Source organism: Streptomyces alfalfae, assembly GCF_004127445.1.
Lineage (GTDB): Bacteria > Actinomycetota > Actinomycetes > Streptomycetales > Streptomycetaceae > Streptomyces > Streptomyces alfalfae.
In genome coordinates this window covers 323,244-342,650 of record NZ_QEXM01000038.1, presented here as the reverse complement: position 1 = coordinate 342,650, position 19,407 = coordinate 323,244, and the positions used below count along the sequence as shown (strand labels likewise).

Here is a 19,407-nt window from a genome sequence, read left to right as displayed (position 1 = left end):
CTGCCTCAAGGCCGGGTCTTGTTCGCGAACACCCACCGGTTGCCCGCCAGGGCGTCGTTCGGTTCGGGCAGCGGTCCACGCCCGTGCAGCCGGGTGAAGTCGAACGGGGTGTGCACCGATGCGGACCAGCCCAGGCCCTCCAGGTCGGCGGCGGAGTCGGGGCGTGGCTCGTGGACGAACAGGTCGAGCAGGTCGATGCCGATCTGGTGCCTGGTCGAGGTGTAGAGCGGGCTGTCGCGGTATTCCATCAGGTCCTTGTCGAGCTTGACCTCGTACGCCAGAGCGCTGCCCTCGGCGCTCAACCGGCTCACCGTGCCGATGAGCCGCGTCTCGGCGGCAGCGGGCAGGTAGAACAGCAGTCCCTCGGCCAGCCAGACGCTCGGTGCGCGGGTGTCGAAGCCGGCGTCGGCCAGCGCTCCCGCCCAGTCGGCGCGCAGATCGGTCGGGACGGTCGTACGTGCTGCCTTGGGGGCGGCCGACAGCCCGTCCAGCACCGTGCGCTTGAACGTCAGCACCTCGTCCCTGTCGATCTCGAAGACCACACAACCCGGCGGCCAGTCGAGCCGGTACGCCCGCGAGTCCAGCCCCGCCCCGAGCAGAACGATCTGCCGGACACTTCCCGCGTGCGCCGCCTTGAGGAGGAAGTCGTCGAGGACCCCGGTCCGCAGGCCGAAGTACCGTGCGAATCGACCCCATAGCGGGTTCGTGTCGCCGTCCAGGACCTGCTGGATGCGGACCGGCCAGTCGGCGGACGCTGGTGCGGCGCGCACGAAGTGTTCCGCGTAGGCGTCTTGTGCCAGGGAATCATGGCGGTGGGTCTCGATCGCCCGTGCCGCGGCGACCAGGAGGGCGGTCACGCCGACACCTCCCTGCACGCCTTCCGTGCCGGTGTTCCGGGGCGCTGTGCCGACCACGCGTTCTCCCTTCGGGGTTGAGCCGCTGTATGCGTCCATGGTGTGCGCCTTACGTGGGTGTGGAGGGCTCCGGGATCAGGACGGGTTTGACCACGCGGCCCGCCTCGCAGTCGCGTTCCGCCTCGTTGATGGCGCCGAGCGGGTACGTGCGGATCAGCTCATCGAAGGGAAACCGCCCGGCCTGCCACAGGCGGATCAGCCGTGGGATCAGCAGTCCCGGCACGGCGTCCCCCTCGCAGATGTGGGAGATCTTCCTGCCCCGGTCCAGTGTGCCCGGTTCGAGAGCCAGCGCGGCACGGAGGCGTGCCACCAGTCCGAGGTGACCGGTCGGACGCAGGGACCGGAGCGCGTCGTTGATCAGCGGGGCGGAGGCCGTGGTGTCGAGTGCGTACCGGGCTCCACCGTCGGTCAGCCGGCGGATGCGGCCGGGCAGGTCGGCGGAGTCGGCCGGCAGCGGGGTGGCGCCGAATCGTTCGGCGAGGGCCAGCCGTTCCGGATAGCGGTCGACGGCGATGGTCACTGCTCCGGAGGCGGCGGCCGCCATCACCGCGGCCAGGCCCACCGCTCCCGCGCCGAGGACCACGAGGGTGTCGCCGGGCCCGGCGCCGAAGGAGTTCAGGACCGCCCCTGCGCCGGTGAGGAAGCCGCAGCCGAGCGGCCCGAGCAGTTCGACGGGGAGGGCGGGGTCGGTCCGGATGGCGTTGCGGGCCGAGACCACCGCGTACTCGGCGAACGAGGACTGGCCGAACCACCGGGGGGCCAGTCCGCGTCCGGCCGCGTCGGTGAACCGCGCGGCGTCCGCCGCGCGCCCTCCGAAGAGATTGAGCGAGGCGAAGGAGTCGCAGTAGGCGGGGGCGGCGTCCAAGCAGTTCTCGCAGTGGCCGCAGGAGTCGAAGCTCAGTACGACGTGGTCGCCTCTGCTCAGCCCGGTGTGCGGGCCGCCGACCTCCTCCACGGTCCCGGACCCCTCGTGCCCGAGCACCGCGGGCAGCGGAGAGTGTCCCGCCGAGTGACGCACGGCGAGGTCGGTCCGGCACATCCCGCAGCCCGCGATGCGGACGAGGACTTCCCCCTCGGCGAGGCCCGGGCCCAGGTGCACTTCCTCGACGTCGAATCGGCTCTCGTACGAGCGCAGTACCGCCGCGCGGAACCTCATCGTTGCGCCCCTTTCGGGCCGTGCACGACGGATGGACGGGTGTCGAGGGCGCCGTACGAGAATTCCCCGTGGTCCCGGCCGTGAGGAATGTGATGCGCCGGGCGGCAGCGGTCAGTTCGCGGTGGCAATGGCCGTCGCGTTCTCCCCGGCGTGCCGGTCCATCTCCGCCCGGAACGCTGCCACCAGCCCGGGTTGAATCCGCCCGGTGGTGCGGTCCCCTCCCCCGCAGACCGCCCCGCGCACCCCCACGATGTCCGTGCCGATGCGGGTCAGCGCCCCGAGGTCGGCCGCCCGCACGCTGCCCGCGAGCGCGGCCAGCAGGTCCGCCTGGTGGGCCAGGTGGACGAACTGCGCGCAGACCTCTTCTGGAAGGTGGTCGAACAGCCGCGTTCCGTCCTTGATCGCGGTGTCGAGCATGGCCGCGTCGGCGCCGGAACGGTGGGCGATATCGGGCAGCGCGAGCGGGTTGACGCAGCCTATCCGGTGGGCGTCGGCGTATCCCGAGGCGACCACGAAGGCGTCCGGCCGGTAGTCCTTCACCGCTCGGACCACCCCGCGCATGACGTCGATGGCCTGGTCCGGGGTCGTGCATCCGTAGAGGCCGACCTTGATGTAGGTGGCTCCGGAGACGGCGGCGCCGAGCGCCGCCTGGGCCACCGTGCCGGGCTTGTACGGCACGTCTCCGACCGTGGCGGAGACCGGCTTGTCCGCCGGGACCGTGTCGCGGATCTCCCTGATGACCCACGGGAAGTTGGCGCCGAGCGAGCCCTCGTCGGGCTTCTTGACGTCGACGATGTCAAGGTGCTGCGCCGCCTTCGCGCAGTCGCGGGCCTCCTCGACGCCGTCCGGGGATATGAGAAGTAACAAGGTGCACTCCTTCCACCGCGTGTCCGCCCGGCCAGAAGGCGGACCCGCGGAGTCGCCTGGGTCCCTCGCGGTCGGTTCATCATCAAGGTGGCCCTTGACGACCGATAGGGCGCACGGAGTGCGAACGGGTGTGGTCAGGAGAAATCAGCGTGCGCCGTGTGCGCCGGTTCGCACGCGGATTCCTCCTGACCGCGTGGGGGCCGGCTGCTGCCGTTGGGGCGGCGGCAGCCGACCGGCCACCAACGTCAGCCGGTCGGGCTCGCGACCAGGCGGTCTCCCACGATGCCCGCGAGGTCGGGGCGGTAGTAGTCCTTGATGGCCTCGTTCCAGGCCGACACCGTGACCTGGTCGGCTGCCGTCGGTCCCAGGGCGTCGAACAGCGAGTGGATGTTCGGCAGTGCGAAGCCGATGGCCGTCATGGCCCTCGCGAAGGTCGGTCGGTCGATCAGCCCGTCACCGTCCGGGTCCGCCAGCAGCGTGAGCCCGTCGGCGAACTCCCCGATCGCGGCGTCGAAGCGCTCCGGAGCGAGCACGACCGCCTTGAACTCCTCGAAGTCGATCCTGCCGTCGCGATTGGCGTCCAACTCACCGGCCAGCGCCGACCAGAAGGCCCGGAAAGCGGCCAGCATCGCGTCGCGCTTCGCTTCGTCCGCCTCGGGCACCGCCTCGACGACCCGTCCGGCCATCAGCTCGAAGTCATCGGCTTCGATGACGCCGTTGCCGTCGGCGTCGAACAGGGTGAACACCAGCCGTACCCGGTCGACCGCTTCTGTCCGCATCAATACCTCACCTTTCCCACTCCCGGAGACTTGCCGCTCTTCACTTTATTGAAAAACATCAAGTCGGCTCTTTGCGTGCGCACAATTCACGCGAACGAGCCTCCTCGGGAAATTCGTGCGAAGGCTTTCGGTGATGGAGGCTTTGCACACGTCGTTCAGCCGCGCCGGTCAGCCCCAAGTGCGGCCCGCAGGTTCCTTGATGGTGCGGTTGAGCCGGTTGAAGAAGTTGGTCAAGGCGATCTCGAGGTTGATCGCGCCGATCTGCTCCTCGGTGAAGTGGACGGTGGCCTCCGCCCAGATCTCGTCCGTGACGCCTTCCGCGCCGTCCTGCAGCCGGGTGGCGCCCTCCGCCAGCGCCAGGGCCGCGCGCTCCGCGTCGGTGTAGAACGGCGCCTCGCGCCATGCCGCCACGTTGTGCAGCCGCTCGTCGGTGTCGCCGGCCTGCTTGCCCCCGGCGACACCGGCGTGGACGCACGCCGAGCAGCCGTTGATCTGGCTGGCGCGGAGGTGGAGCAGCGCGAGGAGCTTCGGGTCGACGCCTCCGGCGGCTATCGCCTTGTGGAGGTGCTGGATCGCGGTCCACAGGTCGGGGTTGTCGGTGTTCTTGTTCTTGAGCCGGTTCTCCATGAGGAGTGCTCTCCTTGGTAGGGGTTACGTTTCGGGGCTGGTGCCCGTCACCCCTATGACGGAGCAGCTTCCAGAGAGGTAACAACATGCCCGAGGCCCACCCCGCGGTTCCGGCCGGTCCGCTCGTCGACGCCTTCGAGTCCCACCGCGACCGGCTCCGGGCCGTCGCCTACCGGGTGCTCGGCTCGCACGCCGACGCGGAGGACGTCGTCCAGGAGGCGTGGCTGCGGCTCTCCCGCCAGGACGCCGGCGCCATCGACAACCTCGGCGGCTGGCTGACCACCGTGGTCGGCCGCATCAGCCTCGACGTCCTGCGGTCGGGCCGGACCCGCCCGGAAGCCGTCCTCGACGACGGGCTGCCGGAGTTCACCGTGACGCTCGACGAGGCTCCCGCTCCGGAAGAACTGGTGGCGCTCGGGGACTCGGTGGGCCTCGCGCTCCTCACGGTGCTCGACTCGCTGCGGCCCGACGAGCGGCTCGCGTTCGTGCTGCACGACGTGTTCGCCGTGCCCCACGCGGAGATCGGCACGATTCTCGGCAAGTCCGCCGACGCGACGAAGATGCTCACGAGCCGTGCCCGCAGGAAGGTCCGGGCCGCGCCGCGGCCGGCGGGCGGCGCGCGGGAGCAGCGCGAGGTGGTGCGGGCCTTCCTTGCCGCGGCCGGCGAGGGCCGGTTCGAGGAGTTGCTGCGGGTCCTGCACCCGGAGGTGGAGTTCACCGTCCACACCCCGGCGGGCCGGTTCGTCACGATCGGGGCCACCGAGGTCGCCGGACGTGCGCGTGTGGCAGGCGGCTCGACCCAGGGACACGCGGCGACCGTCAACGGCTTCCCCGGCGTCATCTCCTGGCACGAGGACGGCACCCCGCGCTCCCTGCTCGCCTTCACCGTCGCCGAGGGCCGTATCACCGCGATCACGGCCGTGGTCGACCCGGCCGCCCTCGCGCTCATGGAGCTGCCGGACCCGGTGTGACCCGGGCCGGTCCTGGCCCGGACCTCCGGTCGGGTCCGGGACCAGGGGCTGCGGTCGGTGCGAGGGCCAGGGCCTCCGCTCAGGGGCGGGGCCCGGGCGGGGCAGGGTTCAGGCGGGCCCGGAGCGTGGCGGCGAAGTCCTCGGCGCGCGCCAGCTGGACGCGCAGTTCGTCGATCTTCTGGAGGGCGTCGCCCTCGTATCCGCGCACCCGCTCCAGCAGGGCCTCGCGCTCCTCGGCCGTCAGCTCACCGTCGGCGTCGAGGCGGTCGGTGGCGTCCAGCAGGTCGCGCATCTGGTCCAGGGTGAAGCCGAGTGGTTTCATCCGGCGGATGACCATCAGGCGTGCCACGTCGGCCTCGGTGTAGAGGCGGAAGCCGCCCTGGGAGCGCGCGGAGGGGATGACCAGGCCCGTGTCCTCGTAGTGCCGGATGGTGCGCAGCGACAGCTCGGTCCGTGCGGCGACCTCGCCGATCTGCATGTGCTCGCTGCTCACGTGGGGCCCTTTCTCGTGATCACCAGGGCCGGCGGTCGACCGAGCCGATCTCTACTCTAACGTTAGGGTAGAGTACGGGTCCGCGGACACGGGTCGCCACTGCGGGGCACCGTCGACCCGACACGGATGACAGCCGCGGAAGCGGGTCTCGTCCCGTACCGCCGACGCGGCGCACGCCGCCCGCCGCACCCCTGGACTTCGCCCGCCGCATCCGGGCCCCACGGATGGCCGTCCCGGCCCTTCCGTGCCCTCACGCGCGCCTCCCGCCCATGGTGGGGCGTGCCCGAGCACGACAGGTATCTGCCCTTGCCCTCCTCCGCACTGTCCCCGGCGGCGCGCCTGCGCGGCCTGCGTCCCGACTGGCTGAACGACCCCAAGGTCTGGCGCACCGAGATCCTGGGCGGCCTCGTGGTCGCTCTCGCGCTGATCCCCGAGGCGATCTCGTTCTCGATCATCGCGGGCGTCGACCCGGCGATCGGCCTGTTCGCGTCCTTCACGATGGCCGTGACGATCTCGATCGTCGGCGGCCGCCGCGCGATGATCTCCGCGGCGACCGGCGCGGTCGCCCTGGTCATCGCCCCGCTCAACCGGGAGCACGGCCTGGGCTATCTGGTGGCTGCCGTGATCCTGGCCGGTGTCTTCCAGATCGTCCTGGGTGCGCTCGGCGTCGCCAAGCTGATGCGCTTCGTGCCGCGCAGCGTGATGGTCGGCTTCGTCAACGCGCTGGCCATCCTGATCTTCATGGCGCAGGTCCCCGAGATGCACGACGTGCCCTGGGCCGTCTATCCGCTGCTCGTCGGCGGTCTGGTGCTCATGGTGTTCTTCCCCAAGGTCACCACGGTGATCCCGGCGCCGCTCGTCTCCATCGTCGTCCTCACCGTGATCACGCTCGCCGCCGGTATCGCCGTGCCGACCGTGGGCGACAAGGGCGACCTGCCCTCCTCGCTGCCGGCGCCGGGGCTCCCCGACGTGCCCTTCACGGTGGAGACCCTGACCACCGTCGCCCCCTACGCGCTCGCGATGGCGCTGGTGGGCCTGATGGAGTCGCTGATGACCGCCAAGCTGGTCGACGAGATCACCGACACCCACTCCTCCAAGACGCGGGAGTCGATCGGTCAGGGCGTCGCCAACATCGTCACCGGGTTCTTCGGCGGCATGGGCGGCTGCGCGATGATCGGCCAGACCATGATCAACGTGAAGGTGTCCGGCGCCCGCACCCGGCTGTCCACCTTCCTCGCGGGGTCGTTCCTGATGGTGCTCTGCATCGTCTTCGGCCCCGTCGTCTCCGACATCCCGATGGCCGCGCTCGTCGCCGTCATGGTGATGGTGTCGTTCGCGACGTTCGACTGGCACTCCATCGCGCCGAAGACCCTGAAGCGGATGCCCACCGGCGAGATCGCCGTCATGGTCATCACCGTGGCCTGCGTGGTCGCCACCCACAACCTCGCCATCGGCGTGGTCGTCGGCTCCGTCACCGCCATGGTCATCTTCGCCCGGCGCGTCGCGCACCTGGCCGACGTCACCTCCCTCGCGGAGCCCGACGGAGAGACGGTGGTCTACGCCGTGACCGGCGAGCTGTTCTTCGCCTCCTCCAACGACATCGTCGGCCGGTTCGACTACGCCGTCGACGCCAGAAAGGTCATCATCGACCTCACCCACGCCCACATCTGGGACGCCTCGTCGGTCGCGGCCCTCGACGCGATCGAGACCAAGTACGCCGACCGCGGCAGGACCGTCGAGATCATCGGCCTGAACGAGGCGAGCGCCCGCATCCACGAGAAGCTCAGCGGCGAACTCACCGGCAGCCACTGACGGCCTTCCGGGCACGGGGGTGAGTGCCCGCCCGGAGGTGCTCAGGGCCGCAGGGCTCCCGCGATCTCGTGGGCCGCTTCCCGGGCCGTACGGCCGACACCGATCAGGGTGGCGGATGCCGGGCCGGTCCAGTCGCCGTAGCCGAGCAGGTGCAGGCGCGGCTCGTCGACGGCGCGGGTGCCCGCGGTGGCGATGTGCCCCCGTGGCCCGCGCAGGCCGAGCGGCGCGAGGTGGGCCAGGGCGGGCCGGAAGCCCGTGCACCAGATCACCGCGTCCGCGCGGGCCGACGTGCCGTCCGCCCATCGCACCGCGTCGCCGGTGAGGTGCCGGAACATCGGCTGGGGCTTCAGCAGCCCGGCGTCGCGGGCGGCGCGGACCGGGGCGACGGCGACGATGTCGCCGAGGGAGGCCACTCCACCGGTGTCGGCCCCTCCCGTGTCGAGGGCGCGGCGGCGGGCGGTCGCGGCGTCGAACAGGGCGCGCCCGTCGATGTCGTCGGCCAGGAAGCGGGCCGGGCGCCGGGTGACCCAGGTCGGGTCGACGCCGCCCAGGGCGAGGTCGGCGGCGATCTGCGCGCCGGAGTTGCCCCCGCCGACCACCACGACCCGCTGCCCGGCGAACTCGGCCGGGCTCCGGTAGCCGGTGGTGTGCAGTTGGCGGCCCGCGAACTGCTCGCGGCCCGCGACGGCGGGCAGGAACGGACGCCACCAGGTGCCGGTCGCCGACACCACGGCCCGCGCGGACCAGGTGCCCGCGTCGGTCTCCACCCGCAGCCGCCGCCCCTCGGACCGTACGGCGCCGACCCGGACGGGGCGCCGCACGGGAAGGGCGTAGCGCTGTTCGTACGCGGCGAGGTAGTCCACGACGTGTCCGGCGTCGGGGTACTCCTGGCCGCGCTGGGCGGGCATGAGCCGCCCCGGCAGGGAGGAGAACGCGGCCGGGGAGAACAGGCGCAGCGAGTCCCAGGTGTGCTGCCAGGCGCCGCCCGGAGTGGTCTGGGCGTCGAGGACGACGAAGTCGAGCTTCTGGCGACGCAGGTGGTAGCCGGCGGCGAGCCCCGCTTGCCCGCCGCCGATCACCACGACGTCCACGGCGTGCGTCACGGGGTCGTCGTCGGCGCCGGGGCGCTGAACTTCCGGCGCCAGGCCAGGGCGACGTACACGAGGCCGATCAGCACCGGCACCTCGATGAGCGGGCCGACGACGCCGGAGAGGGCCTGGCCGCTGGTCACGCCGAAGGTGGCGATGGCGACGGCGATGGCGAGCTCGAAGTTGTTGCCCGCCGCGGTGAAGGCGAGGGTCGCCGTGCGGTCGTAGGCCAGGCCGATTCCCTTGCCCAGCAGGAAGGTGCCGAAGAACATGAGCGCGAAGTACACGAGGAGGGGCAGCGCGATCCGTACGACGTCCAGCGGCTGGGAGGTGATGGTCCTGCCCTGGAGGGCGAAGAGGACGACGATCGTGAACAGCAGTCCGTACAGCGCCCACGGGCCGATCCTCGGCAGGAACGTGCGCTCGTAGCCGGCGCGGCCCATCTTCTTCTCGCCGACGCGGCGGGTGAGGAATCCGGCGAGGAGCGGGACGCCGAGGAAGATGGCGACGTTCAGCGCGATCTTCCCCATGGAGATGTCGAGGTGCTCGCCGTCGCCGAGGCCGAGCCAGCCCGGCAGCAGGTCGAGGTAGAGCCAGCCGAGCAGGCCGAACGCGATGACCTGGAAGACGGAGTTGAGGGCGACGAGGACGGCTGCGGCCTCGCGGTCGCCGCAGGCCAGGTCGTTCCAGATGATGACCATCGCGATGCAGCGGGCGAGACCGACGATGATGAGGCCGGTGCGGTACTCGGGCAGGTCGGGCAGGAAGATCCAGGCCAGCGCGAACATGACGGCCGGGCCGACGATCCAGTTGACGACCAGCGACGACACCATCAGCTTCTTGTCGCCGGTGACCGCGTCGAGCCGGTCGTAGCGCACCTTCGCGAGGACCGGGTACATCATCACGAGCAGGCCGAGTGCGATGGGCAGGGAGATCCCGCCGATCTCGATCTTCGCCAGGGCGTCGTTCATGCCCGGAATCAGCCGGCCGAGGCCGAGGCCGACGGCCATGGCGAGGAGGATCCACACGGCCAGGTAGCGGTCCAGGGTGGAGAGCTTGGCGACGATGCCCTCGCCCGGGGGCTCGCTCTGGTGCGCCTCCGGGGCGGTGTCGGTGCGGCTCATCAGCAGGCCCTCTTGTTCTCGGCGGCGCCGCGGGCGGCGGTGGCGAGCGCGGCGAACTGCTCGGACAGGCCGGCCAGGACGTCGGGCCTGAGCTTGTAGTAGGTGAACCGGCCACACGGCTCGGTCTCCACCAGCCCGGCCTCGCGCAGCACCTTCATGTGGTTGGAGAGGTTGGTCTGCTTGGCTCCGGTCTCCGCCACCAGGTGCGTCGTGCACAGTGTCTCGCGCGCCAGCAGGGTCACGATCTTCAGGCGGAGCGGATCGCCCAGCGCCCGGATCACATCAGGATCGACTGAAGTCAGCATGCGCTGATACTGTCACATCAGCGTTCACTGTTGCCGACAGGGGACCGAAGTCGTCGGCGGCCGAGTTCCGCCGAGCCACCGGAGAGACCGGAGAAACCGATCACCATGGCCGACAAGCCGTCCGTCCTGTTCGTCTGCGTCCACAACGCGGGCCGCTCCCAGATGGCCGCCGCCTGGTTGACCCACCTGGCCGGCGACCGCGTCGAGGTCCGCTCCGCCGGCTCCGCCCCGGGCTCCGCCGTCAACCCGGCCGCCGTCCTCGCCATGGCCGAGGTCGGCATCGACATCTCCGCCGAGACCCCGAAGATCCTCACCGTCGACGCGGTCAGGGAATCCGATGTCTGCATCACCATGGGCTGCGGCGACACCTGCCCCGTCTTCCCCGGCAAGCGGTACCTCGACTGGGACCTGGAGGACCCCGCGGGACAGGGCGTGGCGGCCGTGCGCCCGATCCGGGACGAGATCAGGGCCCGGGTCGAGGCCCTGATCGCCGAGATCGCCCCGGCCGCGGCGGGGTGAACGGACGGACCGCGACATCGCGGCACGGGTAGGGGTGGGGTGCGTCGGGGGTCACCCCCACCGGCTGCCCGGAGAGCGCTTCCGCGTGCTGTCTCCATGGTCCGGTGGATCTTGGGCGAGCAGCCTGAGCGCGTAGGGATCTCCGAGCAGAAGGAACCACCTGTGTTCAGCATGGAACCGGTGCGCCGCCGTATGGCGCGTACCGCCGCCGTCGGTAGCGGCGACCGGCGTCGAGCGGACCATGGTTGACCATGGTCCGCTCGACGCGTTGCGCCGCTTGACCGCCACGTGACCCGGCAGGCCCGGGGCAAGTACTACGTGGCCTGGTAGGCCCGAAGGAAGGTCCGCACTCCCTCGACGATGAGCGGCTGGACGCGGGGGTCCTCCGCGGCGTTCGCGGAGCCGTACCTGTTGAGGGCGACGCCGAAGGTCAGCGCGATGAACTGGTCGGCCGCGAGCCGGGGGTCGGGGACATCGAGCCGCCCGGCCGCCGCGAAGGCGGCGAACCGCTCGGCGAGCGCCTCGTCGGGGGTGTCGGCCATGGGGTTCTCGCTCTGGTCCGGCGGGTGCCCCGTCTGCGCCCGGACCAGTCGCCGCAGCGTCGCGTGCTCCGCCGAGCCGAGCATGTCGGTCGCGATGCGCGTCGAGAACGTGACCAGCACGTCCTCCAGGTCGGCGGACTCGGCCGGGTCGGTCAGCGTGTCGTCGAGGATGCGCCCGATCGTGGCGATCAGCGACTGGCCGACGTCGTCGACGACCGCTTGCAGCAGCGTCTGCTTGTCGCCGAAGTAGTCGTAGACCGTCCGCTTGGACACCTCGGCGCGGGCGGCGATCGCGTCGACGCTCGACCGGTCGAACCCGTCGGCGAGGAACAGTTCGCGGGCCGCGGCGAGGATGGCGGCCCGCTTCCGCGAGGACCCCTCGCGCAGTGTCTTCGTGGTCGGTGTCTTCGTGGTCGGCATGGCCGTATCCTAACCCAACTTCACTACACCGTGTAGTGTAGTTTCGGAGAGTGGGGCCGCGGGGCGTCGCCATGGCCGCGTCCTGCCCCATGGGGCGACAACAGCGACGGCGCGCGCACGCCCGGAATCCTCACGCCCCGCAGAGACGGAAAGGACGTCCATGACCACGACCCTGGCTCCCCCCGTTCGCATCGGAAGGGCCGCTGTCGGAGCCCTCGGCATGCTGGCAGTTGCCACCGGCGCTCTGGAGTCGGTGGTGACACCGACGCTTCCCCTCCTGCAACGCGAGCTCGACATGAGCCCCGCCGAAGGGGCGTTGCTCAGCATCATGCTTCTCGTCACCGGCGCGCTCATCACGCCGATCGCAGGCAAGTTAGGCGACCGCTACGGCGGAAAACAGGTCCTGACACGGCTGATGGCGGTGGTCAGCGCCGGCGGCCTGGTGTCCGCGCTGGCGCCGAACCTGCCGGTCCTGCTGCTCGGCCAGGTGTTGCAGGGGGCGATGGTGGGCGCGCTGCCCTTGTCGTTCATCCTCGTACGCGCCCACCTCCCCGCGGACGAGGCGAAAGTCGCCATCGGGGTGGTCAGCGGGCTGTTCGTGGGAGGCGGGATGGCGGGCACACTGGCCGCCGGGCCCGTGGCGGAAGGGCTGTCCCGGCACTGGATGTTCGCGCTGCCGACGATCGCCGTCATCGCGGCCACCCTGCTGGTGAACAGGCTGATGCCGCACGACCCGCCGGGCAGGTCGGACGGGGCCGGCGTCGACTGGCTCGGCCTGCTGCTCTTCAGCGGGACGCTGGTCACGCTCATGCTCGCCCTCGCGCTGGCGCCCGACATCGGTTCGCGGCCCCTCGTGCTCGGCGCCGTCGTGGTGGTCCTGGCCGCCTTCGTGATCGCGTGGGTGGCCGTCGAGCGCCGCGCGGCCTCGCCGATGGTCGATCTGCGGATGCTGGCACGGCCCGCGGTGTGGAAGTCGTGCGTGCTGACATTCGTGATCTGCGTCGGCACCTCCGTGGCGGTCTACCTCGTCCCGCAGTTGTTCGCGGTGTCCGACGACGCGTACGGCTTCGGGGCCAGTGCCACCGCGATCGGCTTCTTCCTGCTGCCCGGCGCGGTGGCCGCGTCGCTGGCCGGGCCGATCAGCGGGCTCGGGGTGCGCCGCTTCGGCTCGCGCGCCGTGGTCACCACCGGGGTCGTCATGATGGTCACCGCCCTGCTGGCCCTGGCGGCGGTCCACACGCAGATCTGGCACCTCGTCGTCGGCAAGGTCCTGATCGCGCTGGCCAACGGCCTGTGCGTCACGGCGATGGTGACCAGCACCGCCACCTCCGTCGAACGAGGTGACACCGGCATCGCGACCAGCCTGGTCCTGGTGACCCGTGTACTGGGTTACGCGGTGGGTGTGCAGGCCAGTGGCGCGATCCTCACCGCCGGCACCCCTTCCGGGTCGGACGTCCCGGCCGAATCGTCCTTCGTCACCGGCTTCGTCATCGCCGGCGTCGTCACCGCGCTGTCCCTGCTTGTCGTCCGCACCATGAGCAAAGGAGCCAAGGCATGAGCAGCATCGATCCCCTGACGGACGCCCATCCCCTGACAGACGACCGTCTCCTGACGGGCCCCCATCCGCTGAGGGACACGGGTGCCGCGCGCAGGCGTGAGGTCCTGATATCGGGAGCCGGCATCGCGGGGTCCGCCCTCGCGTTCTGGCTGCACCGCGCGGGATACGCGGTCACGGTCATCGAGAAGGCGACCGCGCTCCGCAGTGGTGGCTACCCCATCGACGTGCGCGGCACCGCACTCGACGTCGTCCGCAGGATGGGGCTCCTGCCACGACTGCGGGACGCCCACGTCGACCTGCGGCGCATCACCTTCCTCGACGAGGACGGCGGCAAGGTCGCCTCGGTCGACCCGCACACCGCCGCCGGCAGCGTCGCGGGACGAGACCTCGAGGTGCGGCGCGGCGATCTCACCCACGCCCTCCACGCGGCGGTCCGTGACGACGTGGAGTTCCTGTTCGGCGACTCCATCGCCACACTCGACCAGTCCGGCCACGGGGTCGACGTCGCCTTCCACGGGGGCGGCAGGCGTACGTTCGCCATGGTGTTCGGCGCGGACGGCATGCACTCACGTACCCGGGAGTTCCTGTTCGGCCCCGAGGAGCGGTTCCACCGGTACCTCGGATACTGCTTCGCCGGGTTCACCATGCGCAACACCCGCGGCCTCTCCCGCGAGGTCATGATGTGGAACACCCCGGGCAGAGCCGCGGCCCTCTACGCCGTCGGGGACAGCGACGACGAGGTGCACGCCTTCCTCAACTTCGCCCGCCCCAAGCCGCCGTTCGACGCGTTCAGAGATCCGGGAGCCCAGCGTGATCTGGTCGCCTCGGTCTTCGCCGACGCGGGGTGGGAGGTCCCCGGCATGCTCGCCGCTCTGCGCGAGGCGGACGACCTGTTCTTCGACGGGGTCAGTCAGATCCGCATGCCGCGCTGGTCCAGCGGCCGGGTCGCGCTGGTCGGCGACGCCGCGTACGCGCCCTCGTTCCTCACCGGGCAGGGCTCGAGCCTCGCGCTCGTCGGTGCGTACATGCTCGCCGGTTCCCTCGCGGGACGCGACCACGCCGAGGGCTTCGCCGCGTACGAGCGCGACACCCGGGGCTTCGTGACCATGAACCAGGACCAGATCGGCGAGGGCGGCGCGTCCCTCTTCCCCACCACCGCTCGGGCCCTGGAGCAGCGCAACGCCATGCTGCGCCGGCTCCGCACCCTGCCTGCCGCGGAGGGACGACCGGCCCACTCGGCGCTCACCCTGCCCGACTTCACGCCCGTGGGCCGGGAGCCGGTGGGCTGAGAGCCGTGGGTCGGGAGCCTGGGGGTCTGGAGCCTGTGGGCTGAGCCTGGGTCCCCTTCCCCTTCCCCTTCCCCTCCCCCCCTCCCCCGCGTCCGCGCGTCCGCCGTCCGCCGTCCGCCCCAGCCTCAGCCGATGTCGACGACACGGGCCCAGGGCGGCGGGGTGTCGGGGACGTGGTCCGGGTTCTCCTCGTCGACCTTTCGGGCCGCGCGGGGGAAGAGGCCCACGACGGTGCGGCAGGCCGGCTGGGCCGACGGCCACGGGGTCTGGCCGTCCGTGAGGGCGACGATCACATCCGGGCGCGGCCGGCTCCGCAGTGCGCGGGCGAACCCGGAGCGCAGGTCCGTCCCGCCGCCGCCGACCAGTTCCACGTGCTCGGCCCGGCAGAGCGGGACGGCGATCCCGGCCGCCACGTCGCAGGAGATCAGCGAGACCAGGTCACGCCGTCCGCCCACCGCCCGCGCGATAGCCATGACCTCCAGCAGCGCGGCGCCCAACTCGGCGTCGCTCACCGAACCGGAGGTGTCGATCACCACGCACACCCTGGGCGGCGTACGGCGCAGGCTGGGCAACACCACTCCGGGGACGCCGGCCGAGCGCCGGGAGGGACGCCGGTAGCTGTGGTTCTCACCCACCCCGGGCGCGCCCGCCGCCGAGCGGATCGCCGAGCCGAGCAACTGCCGCCACGGCTGCGGGGGCTGGAACGCCTCGTCCGCCCAGCGCCGCCACCCTTCCGGCGCACTGCCCGGCCGGCCCTTGATCCCCTCCGCGACCCGGAAACGCACCGCGTCCCGCTGCTGCCGGGTCAGTCCGTGCGCCCCGTCGGGCCCGAGTTCCCAGGGCCGCTCATGGCCGTCGGCGCCGCTGCCGCAGTCCAGCCAGGCCAGCTCCGCGGCCAGCCCGGACATCGAGGCCGTGCGCAGGTACTCCTCCATCAACAGCCCGTCGGGCAGCTGGAGCAGCGACGGGAGCACCACCCCGGTGGGCAGGGGCAGGCCGTCGCCGTAGATGTCGTCGTTGATCTCGAAGTCGGCGGCGATGTTGCGCCGCAACCGCTCGCCGGGGCCGTGCCGCTCGTGCTCGCGGGCGTAGCGCTCGCCCCGCCCGTGGTGGTCCCGGAGCAGGTGGGAGACCTCGTGCACCCAGACGCCCGCCAACTCCTCCACGGGGGTGCGCGCCACGAAACCGGCGGAGACGTAGCAGCGCCAGTGGGCGTCCACCGCCATCGTCGGCACCGACCGGTCCTCCACCACGTGCAGGGCGAAGAGCGCGTCGGCGAGGTAGGGCCGGACCTTCACCGCGTGCAGCCGGGCGGACAGCAGTTTCTCCATGTCCAGGGGAAGTCCTGGCCCGACGCCCGCCGGCCCGGGTCCGGGCCGGCCGCCCGGTCCACCGCTGGAGCCAGGCGGAGGCCCCGGCGCCGTGGCATGCACCGGGCGCGGCGGCGCCGGCCTGGGCAGCGGGCGAGGCAGCGGCCGTGTTCCCATGCGAGGCAATTGCCGCGGCTCCGGGCGTCGCGCGGTCCCCGTCATCGGCGTGTCCCCACCGTGGAACCGGCCGCCGCCGCGGACCGTTCCACGGAGCGGTCGGCGCGCCGGGCGAGCCCGACCACGCCGGTCAGCCGCTCCACCGTGTCCGGCACCTCCCAGTCGTCGCGCCGCAGCGCGGCCAGCGTCGTCGCCGGGGCGACGAGCAGGTCGGGCGCGCCGGTCTCCAGCGCGCGGGCCAGCACCGCCCAACCCGCCTCCCACCGCTTGCGCTCGGGCCGCGCCCCGACGGCCGCCACCACCGCGTCCAGCGCCGCCTGGCGCAGATCGCCGCGCTCGGGCAGCTCGGCGGCTGCCGGATCGACCAGCAGCGTCTCGGGATCCGGCAGATCCAACCGGTCCAGATACGCGAGGAGTTCGAGGCCGGGTCCGTCTCCCACCGCGCCCCGCACCAGCAGCGCCAGCACGTCCCGGGAGACGTGCGCGGCCGTGCCGAAGGCCAGCAGGGTCAGCGCGGCCTCCCAACTCCGCGGTGACGGCCAGGCCCCGCCCCGCCGCGGCTCGGTGCTCGGCAGGCGGTGGATCAGCGTCGGCCGGGCCTCCAGGAAGCCGCACACCACACGCCGCGCGAACGCCACCGCCTCCGGCAACCGCTCCGGCAGCAGCCGGGGCAGCTCGGCACGCGGCCACACCCCGCCGAGGCCGCGCACCACCACCTCACGGTCGTGCGTCCAGTACAGGTGCACGAAACGGTTGGCCAGCGGCGGGCTCAGCTCCCACCCGTCCGCCGCCGAGGCGCGCGGATTGGCGGCCGCCACGATGCGCACCCCCGCGGGCAGTTGCAGCGCCCCGACCCGCCGCTCCAGGACCACCCGGAGCAGGGCGGCCTGGACGGCGGGGGTGGCGGTGGACAGCTCGTCGAGGAACAGCAGCCCCCGCCCCGCGCGTACGAGTTCGACGGCCCACTGCGGCGGCGCCATCGGCACGCCCTGCGTCGCCGGGTCGTCGCCCACGACGGGCAGCCCGGAGAAGTCGGACGGTTCATGGACGCTGGCGATCACGGTCGTCAACGGCAGGCCGAGGGAGGCCGCGAGCTGCGTCAGCGCCGCGGTCTTGCCGATGCCCGGTTCCCCCCAGAGCAGCACGGGCAGGTCGGCCGAGACCGCCAGGGTGAGCGCTTCGAGCTGTTCGTCGGGGCGCGGTTCGGTGGTGGTCGTGCGCAGGAGGGACAGCAGGTCGTCGGCGACGGCGAGCCGGGCGCCGGCGCCGGACGGCTCCGAGTGCGTCGGCACGGGCGTGTCGGCGGCCGGGGGCGGAGTGGGCAGGAGCGTGCTGGTGGTCATGGGCATCACCTGAAGTCGGTCAGGGGAACGGGAGCGGGCCCGTTCCGGGGCTTGGAGACGTGGGGAGCCACGGCGCACGCGGCAAGCGGCGTACGGAGGTGTGGACCTGCGCGGGCACGGGTGTACGGAGCCGTGGCGCTGCCCGGTGACCGCGCGGGGCGGTCGCCGAGCTGTAGGGACAGGAGTCGCGGTGGGCGAGGCGGGTCAGCAGGCCAGGCCGGTGCGGGGGCGGAATCGGGTGCCGCGCTCGCGGCGCGTCATGACGGGCGTATGGCGGTCGATGCGAGGGCGGCGAGCCGCTTTCCGACGCGCGGCGCCCGGGCCGCGGCGCCCGTCGTCCCCGTCATCCCCGTAGTCGGCGTCATCTGCCGAGCCGCGACCGGTGCCGGACCGAGCCCAGGCCCCGGCGTCCCCGCTGACCAGCCCGGCCCGGAAGAGGCCATGGTTGACGCGGCGGGCCGCGGCGGACTCCAGCGCGTCCCTCAGCGGTCCGTCGCGCAGGACCGCCCCGGTGCCGAGCAGGCCTTCGACCACGGCCAGGGCTCCGGTGACGTCCCCGTGGCCGAGCCGCTCGCGCACCGCGGGCAGCGCCTCCGGCGAGCGGTGCACCGCGTCGATGGCCCGTAGGCAGGGCAGCGGTGGCCCGCCGAACGCCACCAGCAGTTCTTCGCGGCGCAGTTGGTCCGGGTCGTGATCGACGGCGGTCAGCACACCGTCCCGCAGGGCGATGCGGTGGACCTCGCCCCGGCACTCAACGCGGTGCGGATCGGCGGGTTTCGGGGCCTGCCCGGCGGCCGACGGCTGCGCGGCGAACATCGGAAGCGCCGCGGCGACGAGCGGATGCAGGCACCCGGACGTGACCAGCCCTGCCCGCAGCAGCTCCAGGTCGGGCAGGGTCCTTGCCGCGGCCTCGGGCAGCACCGGCAGCGCGGCGACCTCCCTCGGTGGCAGCGCGTCGCCCAGTGGCCGCAGCGTCGGGGCATGTCCGGCGTCGGGGGCGACGAGTGCGAACGCGGCCCGGTGACCGCGCGCGCCGAGCCGCACGGCGAAGGCCCCGCGCGGCAGCCCCTCCGCGCGCAGCAACAGCTCCGCCTCGGGCGCCCAACGGCCCGTCGCCCAGCCGGGCTCGGGGGAAGTCACCCCGCCCGCCCCGCTCCGCAGCCCGAGCTCTCCGCTGCGGCTCGCGTCCCAGAGGTGTCTGTGCAGGTCGAGCCGGAAGCGCCGGTCGGGGTGAGGGTGTGGATGCGGGGCCGCGTACCGACGCCCGGCGGTGGCGGCCAGAGCCCCGTCCCACAGGGCGAGGGACATCCGCTGCCCGGCGTCCGCCCAGGCCGGAGGTGTCCGTACGACCAGGTGCAACGGTGTGATGGCGTCCCTCTCGTAGCGGACGAGGGAGAGGGTGAGGCCCGGCCTGAGCCGTCCGTCGGGGGCGATGCGGGGCATGTGCCACCGCAGCAGATCGGGCGCCAGCCGACGCAGATCCGCGCGGAGGCGGGTGAGGAGTTCGGTGCCGTGGCGGTTGCGGACGGCGCGCAGATCGAGGTCGACGTCGACGCGTGCGGCGGCGCAGGCTCCCGCCCAGTCACCGGCGGCACGCCGTGCGGTCGCGGTCTCGATCATGGACGGTGGCACGGCGTACTGACGGACGCGCTGCCACATCGACAGGTGGGGCGGAATCTCGTTCGCGAAGTGATGTGCCATCAGCACTCACCTTGCGCGAATGATTCCCCCATTCCGTGCGAGGAGAAGTTCTTCATCGCCGGAATCCTAACCACAGACGCGTCGATCTGTCAGTGCCTTATCTCACCAGCGCGGCCACCAGGCGCCGGACGCGGGGGCGCGGGTCGGGTACGCCCGGCCCGCCGGTCACTCCCTGGCCGACCCCGACCGCATCCGCGCGGTGCTCACCGCGGCCGGGGACACCGGTGTCGGCGTCGACCGGGTCGAGGCGTACGGGACGTGGGGGCGGGGAGTTGAGAACACGGCGGCGTTCCTTCTGGACATGGGCCCCGGCCGGCATCTGATGGAGCAGGCCGACCCGGCCGCGCGGGCCCGGGCCCGCCGTGCCCTGGCGGTCCATCTGCGCCCCAGGAGACGGCGGACGGCACGGTCC

Annotated in this window: 19 protein-coding genes; 5 read left to right on the top strand and 14 right to left on the bottom strand. The window is 72.4% G+C overall.

The genetic code is table 11. The features are described 5' to 3' along the window. Nucleotides 1-5 precede the first annotated feature (5 nt). From DCW30_RS17990 to DCW30_RS17970, 5 genes are all read right to left on the bottom strand, one after another. The gene (locus DCW30_RS17990) at nt 6-914 is read right to left on the bottom strand and encodes a class I SAM-dependent methyltransferase (RefSeq protein ID WP_076687810.1); all 909 of its coding nucleotides are present in this window, start codon (nt 912-914) and stop codon (nt 6-8) included. A gap of 49 nt (nt 915-963) precedes the next feature. Then, nucleotides 964-2,070, bottom strand: coding sequence for an NAD(P)-dependent alcohol dehydrogenase (locus DCW30_RS17985; RefSeq protein ID WP_076687809.1), 1,107 nt, complete (start codon nt 2,068-2,070; stop codon nt 964-966). Between the two features lie 111 nt (nt 2,071-2,181). Continuing rightward, nucleotides 2,182-2,937, bottom strand: a complete 756-nt coding sequence (locus DCW30_RS17980) for a (5-formylfuran-3-yl)methyl phosphate synthase (protein ID WP_076687807.1) — start codon at nt 2,935-2,937, stop codon at nt 2,182-2,184. 245 nt (nt 2,938-3,182) lie between these two features. Further along, nucleotides 3,183-3,716: an EF-hand domain-containing protein gene (locus DCW30_RS17975; protein ID WP_076687804.1), complete on the bottom strand. Its 534-nt coding sequence runs from the start codon at nt 3,714-3,716 to the stop codon at nt 3,183-3,185. 168 nt (nt 3,717-3,884) lie between these two features. After that, nucleotides 3,885-4,343: a carboxymuconolactone decarboxylase family protein gene (locus tag DCW30_RS17970; protein WP_076687802.1), complete on the bottom strand. Its 459-nt coding sequence runs from the start codon at nt 4,341-4,343 to the stop codon at nt 3,885-3,887. An 86-nt stretch (nt 4,344-4,429) separates the two neighbouring features. Here DCW30_RS17970 and DCW30_RS17965 point away from each other — a divergent pair, with 86 nt between their 5' ends. After that, nucleotides 4,430-5,314 carry a sigma-70 family RNA polymerase sigma factor gene (locus DCW30_RS17965; RefSeq protein WP_076687800.1) on the top strand — a complete coding sequence of 295 codons (885 nt, stop codon included), beginning with the start codon at nt 4,430-4,432 and terminating at the stop codon, nt 5,312-5,314. Between the two features lie 79 nt (nt 5,315-5,393). Here DCW30_RS17965 and DCW30_RS17960 read toward each other — a convergent pair whose 3' ends face one another. Continuing rightward, nucleotides 5,394-5,807, bottom strand: coding sequence for a MerR family transcriptional regulator (locus DCW30_RS17960; protein ID WP_232626566.1), 414 nt, complete (start codon nt 5,805-5,807; stop codon nt 5,394-5,396). Between the two features lie 306 nt (nt 5,808-6,113). On the opposite strand from DCW30_RS17960, the gene DCW30_RS17955 reads away from it, so the two are divergent. Further along, nucleotides 6,114-7,619, top strand: coding sequence for a SulP family inorganic anion transporter (locus DCW30_RS17955; protein WP_076689745.1), 1,506 nt, complete (start codon nt 6,114-6,116; stop codon nt 7,617-7,619). A gap of 41 nt (nt 7,620-7,660) precedes the next feature. Here the strand turns inward: DCW30_RS17955 and DCW30_RS17950 are convergent, their stop codons facing one another. From DCW30_RS17950 to DCW30_RS17940, 3 genes are read right to left on the bottom strand one after another with little or no spacing between them, the layout of a single operon-like run. Continuing rightward, the gene (locus DCW30_RS17950) at nt 7,661-8,722 is read right to left on the bottom strand and encodes an ArsO family NAD(P)H-dependent flavin-containing monooxygenase (protein WP_076687797.1); all 1,062 of its coding nucleotides are present in this window, start codon (nt 8,720-8,722) and stop codon (nt 7,661-7,663) included. Then, nucleotides 8,719-9,831 (bottom strand): ACR3 family arsenite efflux transporter, encoded by a 1,113-nt coding sequence (gene arsB, locus DCW30_RS17945; RefSeq protein WP_076687796.1) that lies wholly within the window; start codon nt 9,829-9,831, stop codon nt 8,719-8,721. The genes DCW30_RS17950 and arsB overlap by 4 nt, the downstream gene beginning before the upstream one ends. Next, complete coding sequence (locus DCW30_RS17940; RefSeq protein WP_076687794.1) at nt 9,831-10,136, bottom strand: ArsR/SmtB family transcription factor; 306 nt, start codon at nt 10,134-10,136, stop codon at nt 9,831-9,833. The genes arsB and DCW30_RS17940 overlap by 1 nt, the downstream gene beginning before the upstream one ends. A gap of 105 nt (nt 10,137-10,241) precedes the next feature. Here DCW30_RS17940 and DCW30_RS17935 point away from each other — a divergent pair, with 105 nt between their 5' ends. Beyond that, complete coding sequence (locus DCW30_RS17935) at nt 10,242-10,655, top strand: arsenate reductase ArsC (RefSeq protein ID WP_076687792.1); 414 nt, start codon at nt 10,242-10,244, stop codon at nt 10,653-10,655. A 314-nt stretch (nt 10,656-10,969) separates the two neighbouring features. On the opposite strand, the gene DCW30_RS17930 is transcribed toward DCW30_RS17935, so the two are convergent. After that, nucleotides 10,970-11,617, bottom strand: coding sequence for a TetR/AcrR family transcriptional regulator (locus DCW30_RS17930; RefSeq protein ID WP_076687789.1), 648 nt, complete (start codon nt 11,615-11,617; stop codon nt 10,970-10,972). A 160-nt stretch (nt 11,618-11,777) separates the two neighbouring features. On the opposite strand from DCW30_RS17930, the gene DCW30_RS17925 reads away from it, so the two are divergent. Both DCW30_RS17925 and DCW30_RS17920 read left to right on the top strand, forming a co-directional pair. Then, the gene (locus DCW30_RS17925; protein ID WP_076687787.1) at nt 11,778-13,175 is read left to right on the top strand and encodes an MFS transporter; all 1,398 of its coding nucleotides are present in this window, start codon (nt 11,778-11,780) and stop codon (nt 13,173-13,175) included. After that, the gene (locus tag DCW30_RS17920; protein WP_079250263.1) at nt 13,172-14,464 is read left to right on the top strand and encodes an FAD-dependent monooxygenase; all 1,293 of its coding nucleotides are present in this window, start codon (nt 13,172-13,174) and stop codon (nt 14,462-14,464) included. Before DCW30_RS17925 ends, DCW30_RS17920 begins: the two co-directional genes overlap by 4 nt. Nucleotides 14,465-14,589: 125 nt before the next feature. Here the strand turns inward: DCW30_RS17920 and DCW30_RS17915 are convergent, their stop codons facing one another. The 4 genes from DCW30_RS17915 to DCW30_RS38235 form a co-directional block, all read right to left on the bottom strand. Continuing rightward, complete coding sequence (locus tag DCW30_RS17915) at nt 14,590-15,795, bottom strand: vWA domain-containing protein (RefSeq protein WP_076687786.1); 1,206 nt, start codon at nt 15,793-15,795, stop codon at nt 14,590-14,592. A gap of 197 nt (nt 15,796-15,992) precedes the next feature. Next, nucleotides 15,993-17,294 (bottom strand): AAA family ATPase, encoded by a 1,302-nt coding sequence (locus DCW30_RS17910; RefSeq protein WP_076687785.1) that lies wholly within the window; start codon nt 17,292-17,294, stop codon nt 15,993-15,995. 204 nt (nt 17,295-17,498) lie between these two features. Beyond that, a complete protein-coding gene (locus DCW30_RS17905; RefSeq protein ID WP_076687782.1) occupies nt 17,499-18,995 on the bottom strand; it encodes a serine/threonine-protein kinase in 1,497 nt (498 codons plus the stop codon). 97 nt (nt 18,996-19,092) lie between these two features. Further along, the gene (locus DCW30_RS38235; protein WP_076687780.1) at nt 19,093-19,374 is read right to left on the bottom strand and encodes a hypothetical protein; all 282 of its coding nucleotides are present in this window, start codon (nt 19,372-19,374) and stop codon (nt 19,093-19,095) included. Nucleotides 19,375-19,407 lie beyond the last annotated feature (33 nt).